Genomic DNA, 21824 nt, shown 5'->3' on the forward strand with positions numbered 1-21824 from the left:
TGCAAACGTCGCTCCGTATGCCGTTCTTCACTTCTCAGCTTCAGTTACCTGTACACATTCAGTTATAGCCCCGGCTCTCACCTTGGAGCCGAACGATTCCAGCGTGCGGACCGCTTCCCCACCGATGCAAAACGCCCGAGCACAAGGGCTCGGGCGCATATCAGCTATCGACGCAGACCAAGACGCTCGATAAGCGAGCGGTAGCGGTTGATGTCAACGCGCTTCAGGTAGTCCAGCAGACGGCGACGATCGCCGACCATGAGCAGCAGACCACGACGGGAGTGGTGATCATGCTGGTGCATCTTCAAGTGCTCGGTCAAATCCGCGATACGCTTGGTGAGCAGCGCAACCTGAACCTCGGGGGAACCGGTGTCACCTTCGTGCGTCGCATATTCGGAAATAATGTTCTGCTTCTCTTCAGCCGTAAGTGCCACGGCATCCTCCTTTGTTGCTGCGCGGTGCCCCTGGCCCGATGCCAGAAGCGCTCTGATTCCGCGGGCGAAATCACGCCAGACCACTCATACTAGCGAAAGGCATAGAGAAACGCCAGCACAATTCACAACAGTCTAAACACCGTTAACAAGAGCCGACTTCACATAGAAATCCTCGACCATCCGCATCCCGGAACCCAAGAAGCCAGAAACCCAGGAACCCAAGAATCAGCCCACTGAAGGAATACCGGTAAACAGCACAATAAGCAGTGCCACAGCCTCAAGCACAAAGAACAAGATAAACGAGGCCCAGCTGCGCGTCAACACGTTAAGCGGAGAATCTTTGCGGATGGCAACCAGCAGCCCCACAAACAGGACGGCATAAACCGCTATAGCCGCGAGCGCGGCGATGACCCCAAGGTTAACGGCATTGGGTAATAAAGCCGCGTCACCGTAGACCACGCGCGTGGAATACCAGAAGTTGAATTTCAACAGCGATACCCCGCTCACCAGCTGCACTGCGGCCAACGCCACGGCGAAGAGAATGCGCCACACCCACGTGTGCGACTCCACGATGGCCAATGCCAGGCAGGCGAACGCCACCACCGTAACCGTCCAGGACATCAGCGCCATACCCTGTGCCGAGAACGGACTCATCAAGCGCAGCACGCCTGCGGTATGGTTCACCGCAAGATTACGCCCCAACCAGTAGGGCACCACAATGGCAAGCAATACCATCACCACGTACACAGCCCACGCCCAAGGGTTGGCACGACGGCGTTGAATATCAGCCCACGAGAGATCGGTCTCAGGAATGGTGGCCACGGGATGCTTGGAGACCGGAACCGCTGCCACCTTGCCGTGCACGATCTCCACGACCTGATTGGCGTTGCGCTGGTCGTCCTTCTGGATTGCCTCACCTGCGGTCTCGTCCGTTGCCTTTGCCATCATTCACCTCACTTTGTCCCTCTACCCTAACGCGCGGCAGAGTCACCGGGCCAGGCAGGAGCAGAGACCGGCACAACTATGGAACGATCAGTGTTCCAAAACCGTGCAGGCACACCGGAATACACAAGGGTGCCCACCGCAGTCGGCAGGCACCCTCAGCCACATTCCGGAACGTCAGCGCTCCAGCCGGGTCAACGTATCTGGCGTAGTGAACCAGATGAGTTCGTGCTGACCATCGGCAAAACTCGAGGGGAACTCGGGGTTGTTGCGTTTGCCGAACACCCCGGCTGTGGCGGCCGCTTTGCCCTCACCTTTGGTCATCATCCATGTGGCATACGAACGAGCCATGAAGGGTGCGGTGAGCGAGACACGCAGCGGTGGCATTTTCGGGGAATGCGAGACACCGACCGCCAGACGATCGGTAACGTTGATTTCATCGTGCCCGGGAAACAGCGAACCAAAATGACCGTCGGGACCCATGCCAAGAACTAGCACATCAAGCGGCTTGATCGTTGCCAATGCCTGGGCAGCATCCTGGGGGGAAAGCTCCACCTGGGCAGCCGGGGTGGGGTCGTCAAGACCATCGTCCACAGCATCGACAGCGCCATGAGAAGCCAGGAAATCCCCACCAAGTTGAGCAATCAATTCCCGCTCATATGCCGCAGCCGCAGCAGCCAGCAGACGATCGTTTTCTTCGTCACTGGCAGCAGCCACCTGCGCTGCGGTACGGGTGTCGGCAGCCATCTCGTGGATATTTTCTTCCGGCAGCAGACCGCGTTCCACCAATGAATCGAGGAACGCATGACGCGCCTGCAGGCAGTTACGGTCATCGCTGTCGGGAGCGGAGAACCGGTCGTCGCCCCACCAGAAGTGCACGTGACTCCAGTCAATGGACTCCACCAAGGGATTCCTAGCCATGCATTGCAGCGAAAGGAGAGAATCGGAACCACCGGTCAGACCCACGTCAAAACGCTTGCGCGTCAAGACTTCGGCGGTGCCGGCACCACTCCCTGCCCGCTCGCTGGTACCTTCCAATATGGCCAGCAGCGTGCGCTGAGCCACCGCCTCGGCGACGGTGCTCGCATCCCGGTACACCATCAGGGTACGTTCGCTCATAATCGTTCCTCTCGTTTACACTCAAGCCGCAACGGCCCAACATCAGCAGCTCAGCGCTTCAGATCGCGCTTCACCACTTCGGCATAGATCTCGTCCGGGTCGATGCGGCGCAGTTCCTCGCTCATGCAGTCCTCCAACGTGCGCAACGGCATCGCGACCGGCTGCGGGTTCTGCCCCGGCTGGCTGATAACCGCCTCGCTTTGGCTATGGCGTTCCAGGGAAATCACACCGTCTTCGCGCGTCAGATATACGCCGGTGACAGCAGTGGCATCCGCACTGGTCTCAACCTCAACCGGAACATTCAAGCTCTGCTCGAGCCAAGTTGCCAGCATCGGTACCGGCAGGTAATCCGACTGCCCAGTCACTTTGACAGCCGTGACTGGCAGATGCGGGGGCTGGTCAATCATGGTGGCCAGCATGGCACGCCAAATGGTCAGACGCGTCCAAGACAAGTCAATGTCATTCGGCCCCCAGTTGCGTTGCAGCTGAGCAAACGTCACATCGGTATCGTCTGCACGTAGCGCATCGGTGATGCGCGTGGCTGACATGGCACCGAGCGGGTCCTCAGACGGATTGGCCGGCGGATTAGTCGGCCACCACGTAACAATGGGAATATCGGGCACGAGCAGCGGGATGACCAGCGTATCGGCATGATTAATCAGCCCACGGCGCGGGCGCAGGATAATAACCTCACCAGCACCGGCATCAGCGCCGAAACGCACTTCGGCATCTAAATCGGTAGCCTGGCTCTCTGTGCTATCTGCAACGCTGTCGGCTTCTGCAGAAGCGTCGGGAACGATGGCGATGACGCGGCAGGGGTGTTCTCGACTCACTGCATTGGCCACTTCGAGCGCCTGTTCGAGGTCAGACTGGGCCGTGGAAATAAGCAGGGTGAGCACGCGGTCGTTGGCGGCCTCACCGCGCTCGGCGTGCAGTTCGTCGATTTTGCGGGCGATGGCGCCGGTGTTGGTGTTCGGCATTGTGATAATCATGGCATCCTCCAATGGCGGCCGTCGCGCGCCAGCATATCATCGGCTTCCTTCGGCCCCCAAGTGCCGGCCCGGTAAGGCTGCGGCTGATCGAGCGTCGCCCAGTACTGCTCGATCGGGTCCAGAATCTTCCAGCTCAAGTTCACCTCGTCGGTGGTGGGGAACAGCGGCGGGTCGCCGAGCAGTACGTCAAGAATCAGGCGCTCGTAAGCTTCAGGAGAATTCTCGGTGAAAGAACGGCCGTAGCTGAAGTCCATGGAAACGTCACGCACTTCCATGCTGGCAGCGCCTGGTTCCTTGGCTCCGAAACGAATGGTGACACCCTCGTTGGGCTGCACACGAATGACGATGGCGTTGTTGCCGAGCTCGCGCACGGAAGTCTGCTCGAACGGCAGATGCGGAGCGCGCTTGAAGACCACGGCGATCTCGGTGACGCGCTTACCCAAACGCTTGCCGGTACGCAGGTAGAACGGTACGCCGGCCCAGCGGCGGGTGTCCACATCGAGCCTGATGGCAGCGTAAGTCTCGGTAATGCTCTTGGGATCGATGCCCTTTTCGTCCAGGTATCCAGGCACTTCCAGAGAGCCCTGCCAACCGGCAGAGTACTGGCCGCGAGCAGTGTGCGCACCCAGATCCTTGGGCAGACGAACAGCGGAAAGCACCTTCTTCTTCTCCGCGGTCAAGTCGCTGGCCGAGAAGCTCACCGGCTCCTCCATGGCAGTGAGAGCCATCAGCTGCAACAGGTGGTTCTGAATGACGTCACGAGCGGCGCCGATGCCGTCGTAATAGCCCGCACGACCGCCGATGCCGATGTCCTCGGCCATGGTGATCTGCACATGATCCACGTAGTTGGAGTTCCAGATGGGCTCATACATGGAGTTGGCGAAGCGAAGCGCCAACAGGTTCTGCACGGTTTCCTTGCCCAGGTAGTGGTCGATACGGAAGACGGAACTGGGGTCGAAGACCTCGGAGACCACACGGTCGAGTTCCTTGGCGCTTTCCAAATCGTGGCCGAACGGCTTCTCGATGATGACCCTGCGCCAGGCATCTTCGCTGGACTTGGCCAGACCGGAATCAGCCAGCTGCTTGGAGACCTTGGGGAAGGCGCTAGGCGGAACGGACATGTAGAAGGCGTGGTTGCCACGCGTGCCGCGGTCGCGATCGAGTTCCTTCACCGTCTGGCTCAACCGTTCGAAAGCCTCGGCATCGTCAAACGTGCCCTGCACGAAGCGGATGCCCTTGGCCAAGTTCACCCACGTTGACTCGCGGAAAGGTGTGCGGCAGCGCTCTTTGACGGCGTCCTTCACAAATTCAGCGAATTCCTCGTTGCTCCAGTCGCGACGCCCGAAACCGGTGAGGCCGAAACTCGAGGAGAGCAGGCCGCGATTGGCGAGATCGTAGATGGCGGGGAGCAGCTTCTTGCGCGCCAAGTCACCAGTGACGCCAAAAATCACCACACTGCAGGGGCCGGCGATGCGCGGCAGGCGCAGGTCGCGAGGGTCTCGCAAGGGGTTTACCCAAGATTGTTCAGTCATGGTCTCCAGTTTAGCGTCTTGCAGGCCGCAAGGTATCGCTTTGGGCGATATACGATACGGTGTTATCACGCTCACATCACATGTAAGGCTTGCAATGCCGCGCGGTACATACGATTTCATTGAACGGGCAGAACCTATAGCAGCATGAGATTCGACCGCCCCATCCAAACAAACGGTGGCGGCAACCCCAGCAATAGAGGTCACCGCCACCACAGTTGCCTGCACCGCTACGCGCCTACGCGCGCAACCGTACAGCCATATCTCCTACGCCGTCCGCATTGGACGAACCGACTCACGCCTGTGCTTCAACAGACGCGTCAGCCTCGGCCTTGCCGGCCTTCTCAGCCTTGTGCGCATTGAGCAGGCCGACGAGCACGAAGAGCACCAGACCGATAATCAGGAAGATGCACATCGGGCCGGTTCCGGTGTTCCAGAAGCCATCACCATCGAAGTTGATGGCACGGTAGCCATCACCGATGAAGTGGTGAGGCACCCACGGGTAGAGCCACTTGTGCCAGAATTCAGGCAGCATCTCGGGTGGGAACATGGCCGAGCTGACACCACAGAACATGATGAGCATGGCCGAGAACTGGCCAAGCATCGGTGTGATGTTGCCCAAGGAGAGCACGATCGACATGACGGCGAAGCTGGAGAGCCAGAAGAACGGGATGGCTGCGGCGTTCATCCAATTGCCGGTCAGCACTCGCTGAATAAGCTCCATGACGAGCGCAACGATGAGAGACAGCACCACGATGTTACGCAGCTGCGTGAACATCTTCTTCCAGCTCGCCCCCTTCGAGAAGACCTTCTTGCGAGAGAACACGGTGGCGGTGAGCATGCCGCCGAGCATGGAGAAGACATAGACGGGGATAATGATGGCATTCTGACCGATCATCGCTGAGTTGAAGCCGCCGTCTTTGCTGGGAGTGCCGGTGTTGATGGTCTTGACGTTCGCGGTGATGCCGGACTGCTGCATGGCCTGCGGCAGCGCGGACTGGATGATCGTGGCAGCCATCGGGCTCTTGCCGTTGTCCACGGTCACATCGACCGAGGGGCCGGCGGCCTGCTGCTTGGCACCCTGCTGGGGCTGCGCCGCAGCGCTCGATGCGCCCTGAGCTTGGGCTTGTGCCTGCGCCTGCTTGGCTGCGAGCGTCTTGGCCGAGAAATCCTTGGGAATGCTCAGCACGGCGTAATAGCTGTGATCGGCAATCGCCTTATCTGCCGCAGCTTTGCTGTCAAGTTTGCTCCATACCATCGCAGCATGCGCCTGCTTACCGCTCTCAATAAGCTTTTCAGACATCTGCGCACCGGCGTTCAGCTTGCCTTGGGGGCTCTGCGCGCCAGCGTCATAGGAGACCACCGCCACAGGCAGTCCCTCGATTTTCATGTGCATCATCGGGTAGAACATCAACGTCATGCCGAAGGCCATGAACAGGATGAAAATCAGCGGCATCAGTCCGCCGATAAGGGAGCCCTTGCCCCCTGATGTACGTTTGGTATCCGTTATGTTCGCTGTTTGCGACACGTTGCCTCTCTTATAATTTACTGATCAATGTATTGCACTGCCGAGCAGAGATTCACAGGCTTTGCGCCAACTGCTCTTTTCGCAAGAGGACACGATATTTGACTCGCGCAGAGGCAACAATTGACGAAACGCCATAAAAAGTCATACACTGGATTTTGTTCATCACAGAATCATTGAAATATCAACGATTTTTAACGAAAGGTAATCTGTGTCGCATTCCGCCAAGCGAGTATCTACCGCTCAGCCCAGCGTGGAAATCGCGCTCGAGGATGCTTTCTGGACGCTGCTGGCGGACAAACCATACGCAGACATAAAACTGCAGGATGTGCTTGCGCAGGCAGGTGTGAGCAAAACCTCGTTCTACCATTATTTCGACAATCTGCAGAACTTGGCGGACGCATCGATCGCACACGTCATCGACCAGATTAAAACGTTGGCGCTGACACAAGAATTCATTGATGACAGCGATGGCACACCGCGCCTCAAATTCGAGAAAGCCATAGAACACCCAGGTATGCAACACCAACTCAACCGTATCAATCTGTTGGCGAGTTCACACAGCACCATGCGCCTAGCAACCGCATTACGCACATTTCTTCGCATTACTCTGATGACCATGCTCGGCATCAGTTTTGAAGATGACGACACTGAAACACACACCACCATCGAATTTGTGTTGGGCGGCCTGTTGTCGCTCATCCGCCGCAATGTGGACGAGCCGGCCACCATGTCGTTCGCCACCATGGCACCCACCATCAATGCCGTTTTCGACCGATTGCAGCAGAGCCGGCAACATGACGGGCATCTGCGCGGTTTTTGGAACGAACCCTACTGCGATTAACCGCGAGAAACCCACACGTATCCATAGAAACAATGTGGGGTCGGACACGCCACATTGTGCGTGTCCGACCCCATTTTTATTGCCACACTCCCTTACCGGGAGTTACTACAGCAGTCAGCTCATCTTGATTTCTTTACGTCCTTCTTCCGCCCACAGGGTGTGGAAGGCGCCAGGCTCGTCCACACGTCCGTAAGTGTGTGCGCCGAACAGGTCGCGCTGGCCCTGAATCAGGGCCGCAGGCAGACGGGAGGAACGCAGACCGTCGTAGTAGGACAGCGAGCTGGAGAAGGCAGGAACCGGGATGCCGTACTCGGCAGCGCGGGCCACCACACGGCGCCAGGAAGCTTGAGCCTCTTCCACGGCCTTCTTGAAGTAAGGAGCGAAGAGCAGGGACACCTTGGCGTCGCCGGACTCGAATGCGTCGGAGACCACGTTGAGGAACTGTGCACGAATAATGCAGCCACCGCGCCAGATGCGCGCCACAGCAGCCAGATCGATGTTCCAACCGTATTCCTTGGCACCGGCGTTGATCTCATCGAAGCCCTGGGCATAGGCCACGATCTTCGACGCGTACAGTGCGTGACGGATGTCCTCGATGAACGCATCGCGCTCGGAATCGGGGATACGCAGGTCACCGGTCGGACCGGTCAGTTCTTGCTTCTGAGCCTCTTCACGCTGCTCGGACTGGCCGGAAAGACCACGGGCGAACACGGCCTCAGCAATGCCGGTAACCGGAGTGGCCAGCGTCAGAGCGGTCTGCACGGTCCAAGTACCAGTGCCCTTCATGCCGGCCTGATCAACGATGACGTCAACGAGCGGCTTGCCAGTCTTGGCATCCTTCTGGTGCAGCACCTGCTCGGTGATCTCGATGAGGTAGGAGTTCAGTTCGGTCTCGTTCCACTTGGCGAACACGTCGCCGATCTCGTCGGGGTTGAGTCCAAGGCCGCGACGCATCAAGTCGTAGCTTTCGGCAATGAGCTGCATATCCGCGTATTCGATGCCGTTGTGCACCATCTTGACGAAGTGACCCGCACCGTTCTCGCCGATGTGAGTGACGCAGGGTTCACCCTCGGCCTGTGCGGCGATGGAACGCAGAATGGGTCCCAAGGTCTCCCAGGACTCATCGGTGCCGCCGGGCATCATCGAGGGGCCGTTGAGAGCGCCCTCTTCACCACCGGAAACACCGCAGCCCACAAAGTGCAGCCCGCGAGCGCGGATGTCCTTTTCACGGCGGATGGTGTCCTTGAAGTAGGCGTTGCCACCGTCGACGATGATATCGCCCGGTTCCATCGCATCCGCCAGCTCGTTGATGACCGCATCGGTGGGGCCGCCGGCCTTCACCATGATGATGGCGGTGCGGGGACGCTTGAGAGAACCGACGAACTCCGCCACCGTCTTGGCGGGCACGAAGTCGCCTTCGGTGCCATGCTCGTTGATGAGGGTCTCGGTGCGGTCGTAGTGACGGTTGTAGAGCGCCACAGTGTTGCCGTGATGCGCCAGGTTACGCGCCAGGTTCGAGCCCATAGCCGCCAATCCCACAACACCGATGTTTGCCTTTGCTTCTGCCATTGTTTGCCTTTCGTTAAGTCTTACTGTCTCCTAGCTTACTGCCACCAAACGAAGTAGGGTCTTACCTTCCAGCGAAACGTGGCCTAGGACACAGCGACAAGCAATCATTCAGACAGCCCTGCGCATGTCCCGGCTACAGCAACGTCACCCATCAGTCTGGTTACAGCCCGCAAGCCAACTGCATGTTATTGCAGGAACAAATCCTTAAGACCATCCACTTCGCTCTGCGCCATGCCATGCTGCAGGCAGTACTCTTCAACGGTGCCATACGCCTCATGAAGTTCGCCCAGCAGGCCGCGCATCAGCTCGGGCGGGGAAGCCAGCACCGCGGTCTGGGCGGCATCCACCTCTGCGGCACCGGACTCATCCTGCGCCAGGCCTCCCATCACCGTCTTCTTGAACGCCTCACCCAGATTGGCACCGGAACGTGCGTAGCAGGACACCACCATGTCGTCACTCACGCCGAGCAGGCTCATCAGCACACCGGAAGTGATACCGGTGCGGTCCTTGCCCGCCGTGCAATGGATGAGCATGGGGCGACCATTCTCTTCAAGCAGCCTCTTGAGAATGCTGACGATTTCCTCACCGGATTTGAATGCAATGTCGTGATACATCGCTTCCATACTGATGTCCCCCACCGCACGCTGTGCAGTGGCAGGGTCGCTGGACTGCAGGGCATCCGCATCAAGCGCTTCGGTATCGCGTTTAATCAGCGGAATATTCTCCACAGTGATGTCTTCGGGCAACTCGTAAGGCCACAGTTTCACCTCGGCCGGGTCACGCAGGTCAACCACTTCCTTGACCCCAAGCGCACGCAGATCCTCAAGTCCGTTATCGCCCAGGAAATTCAGCCCTGCGGAACGAAAGAACAGACCACTACGCACGGTGTGACCGTCGGTGGTGGGGTACCCTCCTATACCTCGGGCATTGGGGACATCGCCAAGCGCAACGCCTCGCCCGTCGCCTTCAGGCATGTAGTCCAAGTAATCATCTTTAGTATTCTCGCTCATGGACACCCCTTACATAAATTCATATATTCCATCATCCAGCGTCGGCAGCCATGGAGCGAATCCAGACGCGCACGATGCCGTGACAGCTGATATTTAGGTAGCCTACCCTGCACCCACAACCCTTTGGGCGGACACGCGCTTTTCCATGAAAATCATCAGAACATCTCAGCAAACCCTCATATTATGCGATTCTTCGCCTCCACATGCGCCGCTTATGGACATTCGCCGCCAATATGTCCATCATCGGCCGTGCGCACTGTCCACAAGTGACAGCATTCTAAGATGTATAAAATTTATCTGTGACGCACAACACTGTTACTGGGTCACATACGCATAGACGAACAGCAGGAGAACATGGGGACCAACGGTGCGCACGAAGATTCACACGCAACGCCCCATACCGCCAAAGCGGACAGCCACACAAACGATCCACGCCACGCCATCACCAACAGCGATACAACGCTGAACTGGCTCGACGAGAGCGAAAACAGGCAACCGCACAGCATTACCACGTCGGACTTCACCGGCATCGGTGACGATGACGACGGTAACTTCATCATCAAAGATACGCGCGCCAGAAGGCGTAGGCGCGAACATAAACGCGGCCACGCAAACCACAGCGCTCATCCCATACGTCGGCGCCTCTTCCACACCATCATCGCGATAATACTGATTCTGGCGATGCTCGCCATAGGGCTCTACGCTTTCGACGTATTCTCCGTTCGGCAAGCCGCCGACAAGCGCGCGCAGGAAGCCAATCCCAACAGTTCCAGCAACATCACCATGCGACCGGCACCGACCCCCTCCGGCAGCACCTTCTCCGACGTCGCCGTAGGGACTTACCACGCCGTCGCGCTCACCGGTGACGGCAAGGCCTGGAGTTGGGGACTCAATCTCAAGGGCGAGCTGGGCAACGGCACCACGCAAGATACCACCACACCAGTCAAAGCCGATGCCCCCAGCGGCATCACCTTCACCCAAATCAGCACCGGGAACTGGCACACCCTCGCGCTCGACTCCGACGGCCACATCTGGGCTTGGGGACTGAACAATGCCGGACAACTCGGCGACGGCACCACCACTGACCGGCACAAGCCGGTACGGGTTAAAACCCCCTCCTCATTGACCTTCACCCAAATCAGCGCCTCATACAAACAATCGTTGGCGCTTGATAGCAACGGCAACGCTTGGGGATGGGGATACAACGGAGAGGGCGAACTGGGCAACGGCACCATCACCAACTCCTTGCGCCCCCAACAAGTCACCATGCCCGCACACGGCAAATTCACACAAATCAGGGCGGGCCTCTACCACACGCTTGCCTTGAACGACACCGGAGACATCTACGCGTGGGGATACAACAGCGACGGCGAACTGGGCAACGATGGCACTGCAGACTCCACCGTGCCGTTCAAAGTACGCACACAGGAACAAACCATTTTCATGCAGGTCGACGCCGGAGGCATGCACTCGTTGGCACTTGACAGCAAGGGGCAAGTTTGGAGCTGGGGATATAACGACTTTGGCCAACTTGGCGACGGCACCACTTCCATCGAAATCAGCCCCACCAAAGTGCACATGCCCGCAAACACCGTGTTCAGTGAAGTACACGCCGGCACCAACAACTCATTCGCACTGAGCCGAGACGGGGCCGCGTGGTCGTGGGGCAAGAACAATGCGGGAGCACTCGGGGACGGCAGCGGCGAAAACCAAGACAGCCCAGTGCAAGTACGTATGCCCAGCCACTCCGCATTCAGCGACATGGCCGCTGGAGACACCTATGCTCTGGCCATAGACCAGAACGGCACCACATGGTCTTGGGGCACCTTGCAGCAGCAGGGTTCCAACGGTTGGAATCAGACGCGAAGCGGCGCGAGATAAACATCACACAACCTCTATACGTGCGTCTACACTAGGATCATGGCCCAGATATTTGATGCACCCTCGAAAGCGCAGCTGCGCAAGCAGATCGCCGAGCATATCGCCGAGACGGAAAAACCCGCCAAACGTGAGGGGGTGCCCGAAGAGCAACCCTTGCCCAAAGACCGCTTCTTCGACCGCGAACTCAGCTGGCTCAAATTTAACCAGCGCGTGCTGGAACTTGCCGAAGACCCGGATCAACCGCTGCTGGAACGCGCCAATTTCGCCGCCATCTTCGCCTCGAACCTCGACGAATACTTCATGGTGCGCGTAGCCGGTCTGAAACGCCGCATCGACTCGGGCATCGCCGTCACCTCAGCATCAGGCCTGAGCCCACGCCAGCAGCTACGCACCATCAGCGAGCGCGCGCACGAACTTCAGGACGAGCACGCCGATCAGGTCATCAATCATCTGCTGCCGGAACTCGCCGACGAACACATCGTGCTGTTGAGTTGGGACAAGCTCTCCAACGCCGAGCAGGAGCGCCTTTCCAAGTATTACCGCCAGCAGGTGTTCCCTGTGCTCACCCCTTTGGCCGTGGATCCGGCACACCCGTTCCCGTACATCTCCGGCGGTTCCATCAACTTGGCAGTGCTCGTCGAGAACCCGGCAAGCGGCAAGACACACTTTGCGCGAGTCAAGATTCCCGACAATCTGAACCGCCTGGTGCCCGTCGACGATCTGACCGACGAGGAGAGCCGCGAAGAGCGTTACGGCTTCATCACCATGGAGAACCTCATCATCTCCCATCTGGAGTCGCTCTTCCCCGGCATGACCATCAAGGAGGCACGTTCCTTCCGCGTGACACGTAACGAAGACATCGACGTGGAGGAAGACGATGCCGAAAACCTGCTGAATGCCATGGAGAAGGAGCTGTTGCGCCGCCGGTTCGGACCGCCGATTCGCCTCGAACTCTCCGATCAGACCAGCCCGATGCTCTCGCAACTGCTGGCCAGCAGGCTGCGCGTGAGCGAGGACGAGGTGTACCGTGTGCCGGCACCGCTCGACGCCACGGTCTTGTTCGAGCTGCAGAGTCTGGACCGGCCGGATTTGAAGAACAAACCGTTCATCCCCATCACCAACCGCCAGATAGCCACGGTGGAGTCGAGCCGACAGCAGGACATTTTCGCCGCCATCCGCGAGCGCGATATTCTGCTTCATCACCCATACGATTCATTCTCCACCTCAGTACAGGCCTTCCTTACCCAAGCTGCGGCCGATCCGCGCGTGCTGGCCATCAAACAGACGCTCTACCGCACATCGGCCGACTCGCCCATCATCGACGCTCTGATTGACGCAGCACAGGCAGGCAAGCAGGTGCTGGCATTGGTGGAAATCAAGGCTCGGTTCGACGAGGACGCCAACATCGCGTGGGCACGCAAGCTCGAACGTGCGGGCGTACACGTGGTGTACGGCATCGTAGGACTCAAGACGCACTGCAAACTCTCGCTTGTAGTGAGACAAGACGCCGATGGGCTGCGCCGCTACTGCCACGTGGGTACCGGTAACTACAACCCGAAGACTGCACGGCTCTACACCGATTTGGGGTTGCTGACCTGCGACCCGGTGGTCGGCCAAGATGTGGCCAAACTGTTCAACCAGCTTTCCGGTTACGCGCCCAAGTCCAGCTTCCACCGCCTGCTGGTAGCACCGCGTACCGCTCGCAGCGGCCTTATCAAGCGCATCCGGCGAGAGGAAGACGCAGCTCGCGCCGGCCATGAGGCCTGGATCAAAATCAAGGTGAATTCGGTAGTGGATGAACAGACCATCGATGCCTTGTACCGCGCCAGCCAAGCCGGGGTGAAAATCGACATTGTGGAACGCGGCATCTGCGCGCTCAAACCCGGGGTGCCAGGGCTGAGCGAAACCATTCGCGTACGTTCCATTCTGGGCCGGTTCCTTGAGCACAGCCGCATTTACGCGTTTGCCAACACGGTGGGCCCGCAGATCGGTGAGGGACCGACCCAAGGCCCCGAGGTGTGGATCGGTTCAGCAGACCTGATGCACCGCAACCTCGACCGCCGAGTGGAGACGCTGGTGCGTATCAACGATCCGGATGAGGTCGAAGCGCTCGTCAACTATGTTGACCTGCAGATGGCCGACACCACTGCCTCCTGGCACATGCAGCCCGACGGCACATACGTGCGCCACGCTCGCAGTGAGGACGGCAAGCCACTGATCGATTGTCAAGAGTTTCTCATCAAAGCACATCAGCACAGCTGACGTACCACTCCAGAAAGCCAGGACGATCATGAATACGCAACCTCCACGAGTCGTGGAAGCAGCAGGTGGCATCCCCTATCGATGGAACGCCAAGGCAGAACCAGATGAGCACAATCGTTACAAGGGCTTGGAAGTGTGCTTGGTGCACCGCCCAAAGTACGACGACTGGAGCTGGCCCAAAGGCAAACTGGAAGAGGGAGAGTCAAAAATACACGCTGCGGTACGCGAGATTGAGGAGGAAAGCGGCACCGCGGTGATGCTCGGCCCGACATTGGGACAGGTGGAATACGCGCTGGGAGCTGAGGGGCAGAACAGCAAGCACACCAAGGCCAAAAGCAAGTCCGCGGTCACTATTAAACGCGTGACCTACTGGATGGCGCAACCTATCAGCAGCGAGGAAGCCGAGCGCCGAAGGCCAGTGCTGGGGCCGATTCGCCGTGCCAAACAGTCTGAAGTAGATGATGTGATATGGCTTTCTGTACCCAAAGCGCGCAAAAAACTTTCGCACTCCATCGACCGTGACGTACTTGACCAGTTTGTGGCTCGGGTCGAAGACGGGGCGTTGAACGCTCACCCGCTCATCATCGTGCGCCACGGCAAGGCAGAACCTCGCAAACGTTGGAACGGCACTGATGCCGATCGCCCCATCACCCCGCGAGGGGCGGCGGCCAGTTATGCGCTGGGACGCGAACTCGCCTGCTTCAACCCTTCCAACTTGGTTTCCTCGCCTTGGCTGCGGTGCATGGAGACCATCGAATCCTACGCATGGCACACCGGTTTAAGCATCACCACCGCGCCAGAACTTACCGAAGACGCTTTCGCCGACTCCCCTCAGGCCGCTTGGCAGCGCATCGAGCAGGAAATCGAAACCACCCTAGGCACCGAATGCGGCGAAGACGGCATGTTTGAAACCGGTGCCGCGTATCGCAGCGGATCCACACTCATCTGCTTGCATCGTCCGGTCATCGGCGGCATTTTCGAACATCTACGAACCTTATGCCGTTCAAAGATGAACGCAAAGCAGCTCGTTGCGAAATCCCCGTACATGGCCACCGGCAATGCCGTAGCCTTGTTCCTGGTTCGAACCCCGGACGGACCGCGCATTATCGATATTCAAAGAATGGCCCCACTTGTCTATTAATTCGTTCGCTTTCCCCGCAGTGTTCAATGGTTTCGGCAGCCTCGGCATCGTTGGCGGTTCCAGCTTCCACGTGCGCACCGTTTCCTCCACGCACTACAGTTCCGGCTCGGTCAATTCTGCACGCCCCGGCTTTGCTCCTGCCCGCACCGGCTCATCCAGACCGTCCCGTCCCACTCAGCTGGATCCGGCGCTCACCGAGCACATGGCCGGCGGGCTCGATCCCGAGGAGATCAGCGAGATGAGCCATGCGTCGGCCGCGGCGCTGCTCGACCGAGTACATCACACGCAGGATCCGCACATCGTGGAACGCGTGGTCACGCTGGTCGATACCGAAGGCGTGGACATCATCGCCGAATTGTGGAGCCATTCCGAACCGGAATCGCTGCCCGGCATCCTCTGGCGCCTTTACTTGCTACGCACTTGGATGCGCCGGCACAGCGACCTCATCGCTCGTTTATGGCGTGCGGGAGAACCTTCCTTGAGTGCAGCCTCAGCCATTGCCGGGGTCGACCAGGCACCCGACGAGGCGGACATCGCCCGTACTGCCGATTCGATTCTCTCCGGAGCGTTCACCGGTGATTTCGCCGTGGCACTCGAACGCGCGTCCGCGTTCACGGAGGTCATCGTGCGCGGTTTGAGTCTGCGGGCAAAAGCCTTGGAACGCCGAGGCAAAAGCAGTGACGCCGTTGACGCCTCACGTTTACTCGCCACCGCATCCAACCTCAACACCACCGCCCGGGACTTTCATCACGGCGCCAACCTGTGGCGGCGTGGACGGCTGGAGTGATGGACGGCCGCTGTCTCACGGACTGCGCATAGTCACAGGTCGAGCTTCGCGTAGGCCTCTGGAGCGAAACCCGCATCACGATGGGCGATCAGCAGCTTGCGCGCAAACTCTGTATCACCACCGAGCAGCTTGCCGATAAGGCGCAACGCCTCATCAGTAGTAATCGGCTCCTTCTTGTATGCCTCGCGATAAATCTCAACCTTCGACGCATGCGGTCCTAAAGGAATGAGCGGGTCACCCTCAGCCGCGCGGTTCAAGATGATCAGCATCAAAACGCCCAGCGTGCCCCTTTGATCGTCCTCAATCATATGTTCAGCCATAAAAGCCTCATACGGTTGATCAGGGCGAAACTTGACAGAGACCGCAAACGAGCGTATGAGACCACGCAAACTGGCAACCTCCTCACGAAGGCCTTCGATTTCGTGACGCAAATACGCAACCTCCGCCTGCGTAACCTGAGAATTGGGATTCATATCAATATCCTTTACAGCAAAATCGCCATAACCACTATGAACGACGCATCATATGCATGTCAAGAGCAATCACGATAACCGTTATCCATTATCCTGATGACGCGCTGCACATCTGCTCCACGCTTAGCATCCGAGACTCCAGCACCATGCTGTGCAGTGCATCATTTACGCTAGGCATATGGGAAAACACGCCGCAGTGAGCAAACGTTCGCTCAACCATCGAGCGGCATCAGGCCCGCCACCGTGGGCGGCTTCCGCCCGGGCGCGCTCCACGCAGTTTCGGTACCAACACCGCAGTATTAAGCAGCTGCTCAGCGAAACCGTTATCCCTGGCATCGTCATCGAAGGAACCGCAATTTTGGCCGCGTGGGGCTTAAGCATCGGAGCCAACAGTGCCGGCAGCGGCATCAACCTCACCATGGTACAAGCCATACTGAGTCTGCTCTCGGCGATGACCGTTCTGTTCTATGTCATGTACACCGACGACCCTGAGCAAGACCGCTTCTTTGCCAACACTGTCGCCGGTTTTCGCGTTGGCGCGCATCGATGGCTTCGTTTCGTTGTCACCACTCTTTCCGGCATGCTGCTTCTGGCACCGCTGGCATTGATATTCCGCTCAGCATCCACGCTCTACTGGTTCCTCACCGCGTCAGCACTGCTCTTGCCGATATATCTTGTTGCCGTCAAAGCGTGCCGGTTGTAGAACTCACCCTACCCGTGGCAGCGTGCGCCATTATGCTCGTCAATCGCACTCTGCCAGCAGTACTCATCACCGTCATCGCGCTGACAGCGGTCACCGGCGCACAGACGCTGCACGCCCGCGACCGTGCGCGCTACCACTTGCGCACCGCCCGCCGCATCATCTCACACTCCTCGTCAGGCTGGCGCCTCAACGCCCGCCTCGCACTGGCACCTATCCCCCACCCCAAGGCCGCCGTCATTCAAATAGTGTTCTTCGCCGCCTGCGCAATGGCGATAATGGTGTGGCTCGAACCTCATATCTCTGGCTTGTGGTTCGTATGCGGGCTGCTCGTCTCGCTTGCAGCGCTTGACCAGTTCGCGCTGAACGCGATTGCAGGGCAGCATGCCGAGCTAGCCACGCTGCGGCGCGAAGGCATGAACATTGCCATACTGTTGCGCAAGCAACTAATGCCAATCGCTGCCGTATGCGTTGGTCTTCCAAGCCTCTTCGCAGCAGCGGCGAGCGCCCTCAGGCCGTCTGTCTCCGTCATGGAAGCACTGGCAGGTGCGGTCGGTGCCTGCTTCATGTATCTCATCGGTTTTGCTCTCGCCGTCCGGCTGTCGGTTCGCTACCGCGGTAGGCCTTCGGGTATGTATGCCATACCGCAACATGTTGCACTTATTTTTGCGGGAACCTACCTCGTCATTGTCATCGCCGCAGTGCTGGCGCTCCCCTCCGTGGTGGCGCTCGTACTCGTACTGCCGGCAGCGACGGTCAGCAGCTACCGCGCACGTGCAGCAGTGCGAGCATATTGTGCAGTCAAGGAGATTCGATAAATGCCATGGACCATCTCATTGCAGGATCTGACGTTCTCCTACCCCAGTTCGCAGGTGATCATCGACCATGCTTCCACCAATTTTCACAGCGGCGACGTCACTACCCTGCTGGGCAAGAACGGCGCAGGCAAGACCACGCTGCTTGACCTCATCACCAACAATCTGGAACCGCAGGGAGGCTCAGTCGGGTATGGTGTCGATGGCCTTGCGGTACAGTACCCGACCGATCGCATCGGCTATATGAGCAGCTCGTTCTTTACGTACGACCGCTTGACCGTCTCGGAGATGACCGGCATGGTGGCATCGTTGAGAGGTCTCACTCGCCGCGCGATGCAGGCCGCACTGCGCAGGTACGAGTCCTTGCTGGGCTTGGAACAGTATCGCGACAGTCCCGTCGGCACGCTGTCCACCGGCAGCAAGGCGAGGTTCCACTTGTTGGTCACACTGCTGCATGAGCCGGAAATCATCATTCTCGACGAGCCCACTAATGGTCTTGATCCTTCGCAATTCGCCGTGTTTCAGCACTTGCTTGCCACACTGCGCGAGGAGGGGAGGCTGATTATCGTCTCCACGCATTCCATCCGTTTGGCCGCGCAGACTTCCACCCGCGTGCTCATGCTGAGATCAGGACGGCTGGAGCAGATCGCGCACAGCGACCTGCATTCCCTAGAGCGCGAATTCGAATGACCGGTATATTGAGTGACCCATATCACCATATAGTGCACATATGTTCCTGCCTTTTGCTGGGCGTGTAACGCACCGTTGCCGCTATACTGGGAGAAAGCACTGGACCGTGCTTAAGCCCCGGGCTTCATTTTTTGCCGCTGCGAGCGGCGTCCGCGCCGACAGGCGCTTTCGCGGTTCGGTGCTTTTTCTTTTAGGTCTAGTATCAGGCCATGCAGCAAAATGGACTTTATGTGCTGCAGGTTCAGAGATTACCGGGCCGAGTGAATTACCGGCGGTACACAGCACACAGCCATGGCTCATAACTCGCTCTCGGTACCCTCAACGTCCAACAGCCAATCCAGCACGTTGAGGTGCGCAACACCCTCATAGTTACCAGTACCGATACGGTCAAGGGTGAGCAATGTTTTAGGATGATGATCGTCGATGTTGTTAAACGGTGCCAGTTCACGAGCTCGCGTGCGCTCGTCCAATACCGTCTGCGACACTTGAAAATAATGCTTCTCACCGTTGCGCTGCGCAACAAAGTCAACTTCTGCACTGCCCACTTTGCCGATATTCACGGTGCGGTACCGTCGCTTGAGCTCGAGGTACACCACGTTCTCGATGCGATGTCCCACGTCATCGCCATCCTTCCCCAACATCCAAAAGCGGAAACCGAGGTCACCAAGATAATACTTCTCGAGTGTACGAAGATATTCCTTGCCTTTGATGTCGTACCGATCGGCTCTCCACAGCAAGAAATTGCGCTGCAATTCAGCAATATATTCACGCACGGTGTTCTGCGAAATACGATGACTCTGACTCATGGCCTTGGCAATTCCGTTTGCGGACGTGATATTGCCGATATTGTCCGCCAGGAACGAGGTAACTTCCATGAATGCGGCAACATTCATTGTCGGCGTTCGCACGGCGATATCACGTACCAAAATGGTATTGAACACGCCGCTGAGATAGTCGGCAATACTTTGGTCATCGTCAAGAAAAACAGTATATGGCAGCCCGCCATAGGTTAGGTACCGGTTAAATGACTGGTCAACAGGCTCTTCTGCAGAACGTGTAGACCGGTATTCTGCGAATGAGAGCGGATGCATGGTCAGCTCCACGTATCTTCCAGTAAGCAGCGTGGACAGTTCGCTCGACAGCAGGTATGCGTTGGAACCAGTGATATACAGGTCAATATCCGGACGAACATAGAGTGCATCCACCGCCTTCTCGAAATGATCCACATGCTGAACCTCGTCCAAGAACACATAGTTGCGTCCCGGCTGCAGCTGACGCTCAACATATGAGTACAGCCCTTTGGCATCAGTCGGATAGTCCGCATCCATGCTTTCGAAGTTAATGGTGATGATGGTGGCGGACGGCTGTGATACTGCGATGCTTTCGCGGAACATCTGCAATATGGTGGATTTGCCGCTACGCCGCATGCCGGTAACCACCTTGATGACCTTTTTGTCTTGCCAACGGTTGAGCCAGTTGCTGTAATACGGGCGCTTGATATTGGTTTCAGGTGATGCCATGGGATATACGCCTCGCTTCCTCAGAAAGTTTCATCAGTCTACTGAAAAGTTTAGGCTATTTTACAAAGTTTTGTCAATCTACTGAAACAACTTTGCCAAAATATAAAGTTTCATCAATAGACTGACGAAACTTTTGTGATATTGCTGCAAAGATAGACGTTTCACCAACAAGGTGTCGATCGCACCAAACAACTGCTCTACATGACTTGAGGCAATATATTGTGCATCCCATAACCTTCTGTTACGCTCGTCAATAGGTGACATGCATCACGCATTGGGGCATGAAACCCAACAAACCAAACCTTCTCAGGGAGTAGTGCTTGAGATTCCAACCATAGTCAGGAATTCCCATGAACAAGAAATTATCAATCGCGGCAGGAGCGCTCATTGCGCTCGTACTTGCCATCACCCCATTAACCGCTTCTGCTGCTCAAACCGATACCATCATCATCGACGGCACTGAAGTTTCACGAGATCTTAACGTTCACAACTCGAAAGAACTTCAAGATCTACTCACGCACGGCCTCGGAGACGAAGAGATGCACATCGTTCTTTCCGTAGAAACAGGCAAAGTTCTCTCTGTTTCAAAAATGGACGAATCAGTTTCACCTCGAACAGTATACAGAAGTCCATGCACACAAGGCGACGTTTGCTTTATAGCCCATCGCCATGCTGATATCACGGATTCCATAAAGGAGGCGTAAGAAGAGGTGTTGGCATCCTGTTATTCAGTACCGAACCGGAGATTGAATCGCACAAATGACGCGGATGTCGGCAAGCGGGGAGCAAACGACTGGGCCGGTGACAGGAAGGCACGCTCTTGCCGGCCTTAACGGTAAACCAAAGGTGACAACAGTTCGTCTCTAGTAGCGAGGTCATCCAACAAAAGGCACAGCTGGTACTAGAGTTGAAACCATGCAACTTCATGTTTTAGAACACCCGCTGGTGGAGCATAAGCTCACCGTACTGCGCGACAAGAACACCCCGTCCAATATTTTCCGCGAGCTGGTCTCCGAGCTGGTCACGCTCGAAGCCTACGAAGCCACACGCAACCTCGACGTCGAGGATCGCGAAATCGAAACCCCCATTTGCACCATGACCGGCAAGCACCTGGCCAAGCCGCGCCCCATGGTGGTTCCGGTGCTGCGCGCAGGCTTGGGCATGCTCGACGGCATGACCAAGCTGCTGCCCACCGCCGAGGTCGGCTTCCTAGGCATGAAGCGTGACGAAGACACGCTGGACATCATCACCTATGCGAACCGCCTGCCCGAAGACCTGACCGGCCGTCAGTGCTTCCTGCTCGACCCGATGCTCGCCACTGGCGGCACTCTCGTGGCAGCCACCCACTATTTGGCGGAGCGTGGCGCAAAGGACATCACCGCCATCAACATCATCGCCGCTCCTGAAGGCCTGAAAAAGGTTGAAGAGACCATCGACCCGAGCATCGACTTCAAGGTCGTGGTGTGCGGTGTGGACGAGAGCCTCAACAAGCAGGGTTACATCGTGCCGGGCCTGGGCGATGCCGGCGACCGTCTCTACGGTCTCATCGACTAATATTTTGGCATGACACTCTAGAAGTCTCGCTGAAATT

Annotated in this window: 20 protein-coding genes; 10 read left to right on the top strand and 10 right to left on the bottom strand. The window is 57.7% G+C overall.

Translation table 11 applies throughout. From position 1 onward, the window contains the following. Positions 1 to 164: 164 nt before the first annotated feature. From rpsO to ACSYSO_RS07280, 6 genes are all read right to left on the bottom strand, one after another. Positions 165 to 434: a 30S ribosomal protein S15 gene (rpsO, locus tag ACSYSO_RS07255; RefSeq protein WP_489760931.1), complete on the bottom strand. Its 270-nt coding sequence runs from the start codon at positions 432 to 434 to the stop codon at positions 165 to 167. 225 nt (positions 435 to 659) lie between these two features. Further along, a complete protein-coding gene (locus ACSYSO_RS07260; protein ID WP_489760930.1) occupies positions 660 to 1379 on the bottom strand; it encodes a hypothetical protein in 720 nt (239 codons plus the stop codon). 174 nt (positions 1380 to 1553) lie between these two features. Next, on the bottom strand, positions 1554 to 2495 hold the full coding sequence (locus ACSYSO_RS07265; RefSeq protein WP_489760929.1) for a 6-phosphogluconolactonase: 942 nt from the start codon (positions 2493 to 2495) through the stop codon (positions 1554 to 1556). 50 nt (positions 2496 to 2545) lie between these two features. Further along, on the bottom strand, positions 2546 to 3487 hold the full coding sequence (locus ACSYSO_RS07270; RefSeq protein WP_489760928.1) for a glucose-6-phosphate dehydrogenase assembly protein OpcA: 942 nt from the start codon (positions 3485 to 3487) through the stop codon (positions 2546 to 2548). Next, positions 3484 to 5019 (bottom strand): glucose-6-phosphate dehydrogenase, encoded by a 1536-nt coding sequence (zwf, locus tag ACSYSO_RS07275; RefSeq protein ID WP_489760927.1) that lies wholly within the window; start codon positions 5017 to 5019, stop codon positions 3484 to 3486. Before zwf ends, ACSYSO_RS07270 begins: the two co-directional genes overlap by 4 nt. A 292-nt stretch (positions 5020 to 5311) precedes the next feature. Next, on the bottom strand, positions 5312 to 6544 hold the full coding sequence (locus tag ACSYSO_RS07280) for an ABC transporter permease (protein ID WP_489760926.1): 1233 nt from the start codon (positions 6542 to 6544) through the stop codon (positions 5312 to 5314). A 208-nt stretch (positions 6545 to 6752) separates the two neighbouring features. Between ACSYSO_RS07280 and ACSYSO_RS07285 the strand changes: the two genes are divergently transcribed. Then, positions 6753 to 7385, top strand: a complete 633-nt coding sequence (locus tag ACSYSO_RS07285) for a TetR/AcrR family transcriptional regulator (protein ID WP_489760925.1) — start codon at positions 6753 to 6755, stop codon at positions 7383 to 7385. Between the two features lie 114 nt (positions 7386 to 7499). Here ACSYSO_RS07285 and gnd read toward each other — a convergent pair whose 3' ends face one another. Together gnd and ACSYSO_RS07295 are read right to left on the bottom strand one after the other, a co-directional pair. Next, a complete protein-coding gene (gene gnd / locus ACSYSO_RS07290; RefSeq protein ID WP_489760924.1) occupies positions 7500 to 8954 on the bottom strand; it encodes an NADP-dependent phosphogluconate dehydrogenase in 1455 nt (484 codons plus the stop codon). 185 nt (positions 8955 to 9139) lie between these two features. Further along, positions 9140 to 9964, bottom strand: coding sequence for a tyrosine-protein phosphatase (locus ACSYSO_RS07295; protein WP_489760923.1), 825 nt, complete (start codon positions 9962 to 9964; stop codon positions 9140 to 9142). A 354-nt stretch (positions 9965 to 10318) separates the two neighbouring features. On the opposite strand from ACSYSO_RS07295, the gene ACSYSO_RS07300 reads away from it, so the two are divergent. From ACSYSO_RS07300 to ACSYSO_RS07315, 4 genes are all read left to right on the top strand, one after another. Then, complete coding sequence (locus ACSYSO_RS07300) at positions 10319 to 11845, top strand: RCC1 domain-containing protein (protein ID WP_489760922.1); 1527 nt, start codon at positions 10319 to 10321, stop codon at positions 11843 to 11845. A gap of 39 nt (positions 11846 to 11884) precedes the next feature. Then, on the top strand, positions 11885 to 14107 hold the full coding sequence (locus ACSYSO_RS07305) for an RNA degradosome polyphosphate kinase (protein ID WP_489760921.1): 2223 nt from the start codon (positions 11885 to 11887) through the stop codon (positions 14105 to 14107). A 28-nt stretch (positions 14108 to 14135) separates the two neighbouring features. Continuing rightward, the gene (locus ACSYSO_RS07310) at positions 14136 to 15248 is read left to right on the top strand and encodes an NUDIX hydrolase (protein ID WP_489760920.1); all 1113 of its coding nucleotides are present in this window, start codon (positions 14136 to 14138) and stop codon (positions 15246 to 15248) included. A 202-nt stretch (positions 15249 to 15450) separates the two neighbouring features. Continuing rightward, the gene (locus ACSYSO_RS07315; protein WP_489760948.1) at positions 15451 to 16035 is read left to right on the top strand and encodes a hypothetical protein; all 585 of its coding nucleotides are present in this window, start codon (positions 15451 to 15453) and stop codon (positions 16033 to 16035) included. Between the two features lie 32 nt (positions 16036 to 16067). Here the strand turns inward: ACSYSO_RS07315 and ACSYSO_RS07320 are convergent, their stop codons facing one another. Beyond that, positions 16068 to 16508: a hypothetical protein gene (locus ACSYSO_RS07320; protein ID WP_491701734.1), complete on the bottom strand. Its 441-nt coding sequence runs from the start codon at positions 16506 to 16508 to the stop codon at positions 16068 to 16070. Positions 16509 to 16686: 178 nt separating this feature from the next. On the opposite strand from ACSYSO_RS07320, the gene ACSYSO_RS07325 reads away from it, so the two are divergent. From ACSYSO_RS07325 to ACSYSO_RS07335, 3 genes are read left to right on the top strand one after another with little or no spacing between them, the layout of a single operon-like run. Further along, the gene (locus ACSYSO_RS07325; protein ID WP_491701735.1) at positions 16687 to 17211 is read left to right on the top strand and encodes a hypothetical protein; all 525 of its coding nucleotides are present in this window, start codon (positions 16687 to 16689) and stop codon (positions 17209 to 17211) included. After that, positions 17199 to 18026 carry a hypothetical protein gene (locus tag ACSYSO_RS07330; RefSeq protein WP_491701736.1) on the top strand — a complete coding sequence of 276 codons (828 nt, stop codon included), beginning with the start codon at positions 17199 to 17201 and terminating at the stop codon, positions 18024 to 18026. Before ACSYSO_RS07325 ends, ACSYSO_RS07330 begins: the two co-directional genes overlap by 13 nt. Then, positions 18027 to 18713, top strand: coding sequence for an ABC transporter ATP-binding protein (locus ACSYSO_RS07335; protein ID WP_489799435.1), 687 nt, complete (start codon positions 18027 to 18029; stop codon positions 18711 to 18713). A 296-nt stretch (positions 18714 to 19009) separates the two neighbouring features. Here the strand turns inward: ACSYSO_RS07335 and ACSYSO_RS07340 are convergent, their stop codons facing one another. Next, positions 19010 to 20233 carry an ATP-binding protein gene (locus ACSYSO_RS07340; RefSeq protein ID WP_489799433.1) on the bottom strand — a complete coding sequence of 408 codons (1224 nt, stop codon included), beginning with the start codon at positions 20231 to 20233 and terminating at the stop codon, positions 19010 to 19012. A gap of 350 nt (positions 20234 to 20583) precedes the next feature. Here ACSYSO_RS07340 and ACSYSO_RS07345 point away from each other — a divergent pair, with 350 nt between their 5' ends. Beyond that, positions 20584 to 20937, top strand: a complete 354-nt coding sequence (locus ACSYSO_RS07345) for a hypothetical protein (protein WP_489799431.1) — start codon at positions 20584 to 20586, stop codon at positions 20935 to 20937. A 211-nt stretch (positions 20938 to 21148) separates the two neighbouring features. Beyond that, positions 21149 to 21787: a uracil phosphoribosyltransferase gene (gene upp / locus ACSYSO_RS07350; protein WP_489799429.1), complete on the top strand. Its 639-nt coding sequence runs from the start codon at positions 21149 to 21151 to the stop codon at positions 21785 to 21787. Positions 21788 to 21824: the final 37 nt, after the last annotated feature.

Source organism: Bifidobacterium sp. ESL1130 (genome assembly GCF_058507935.1).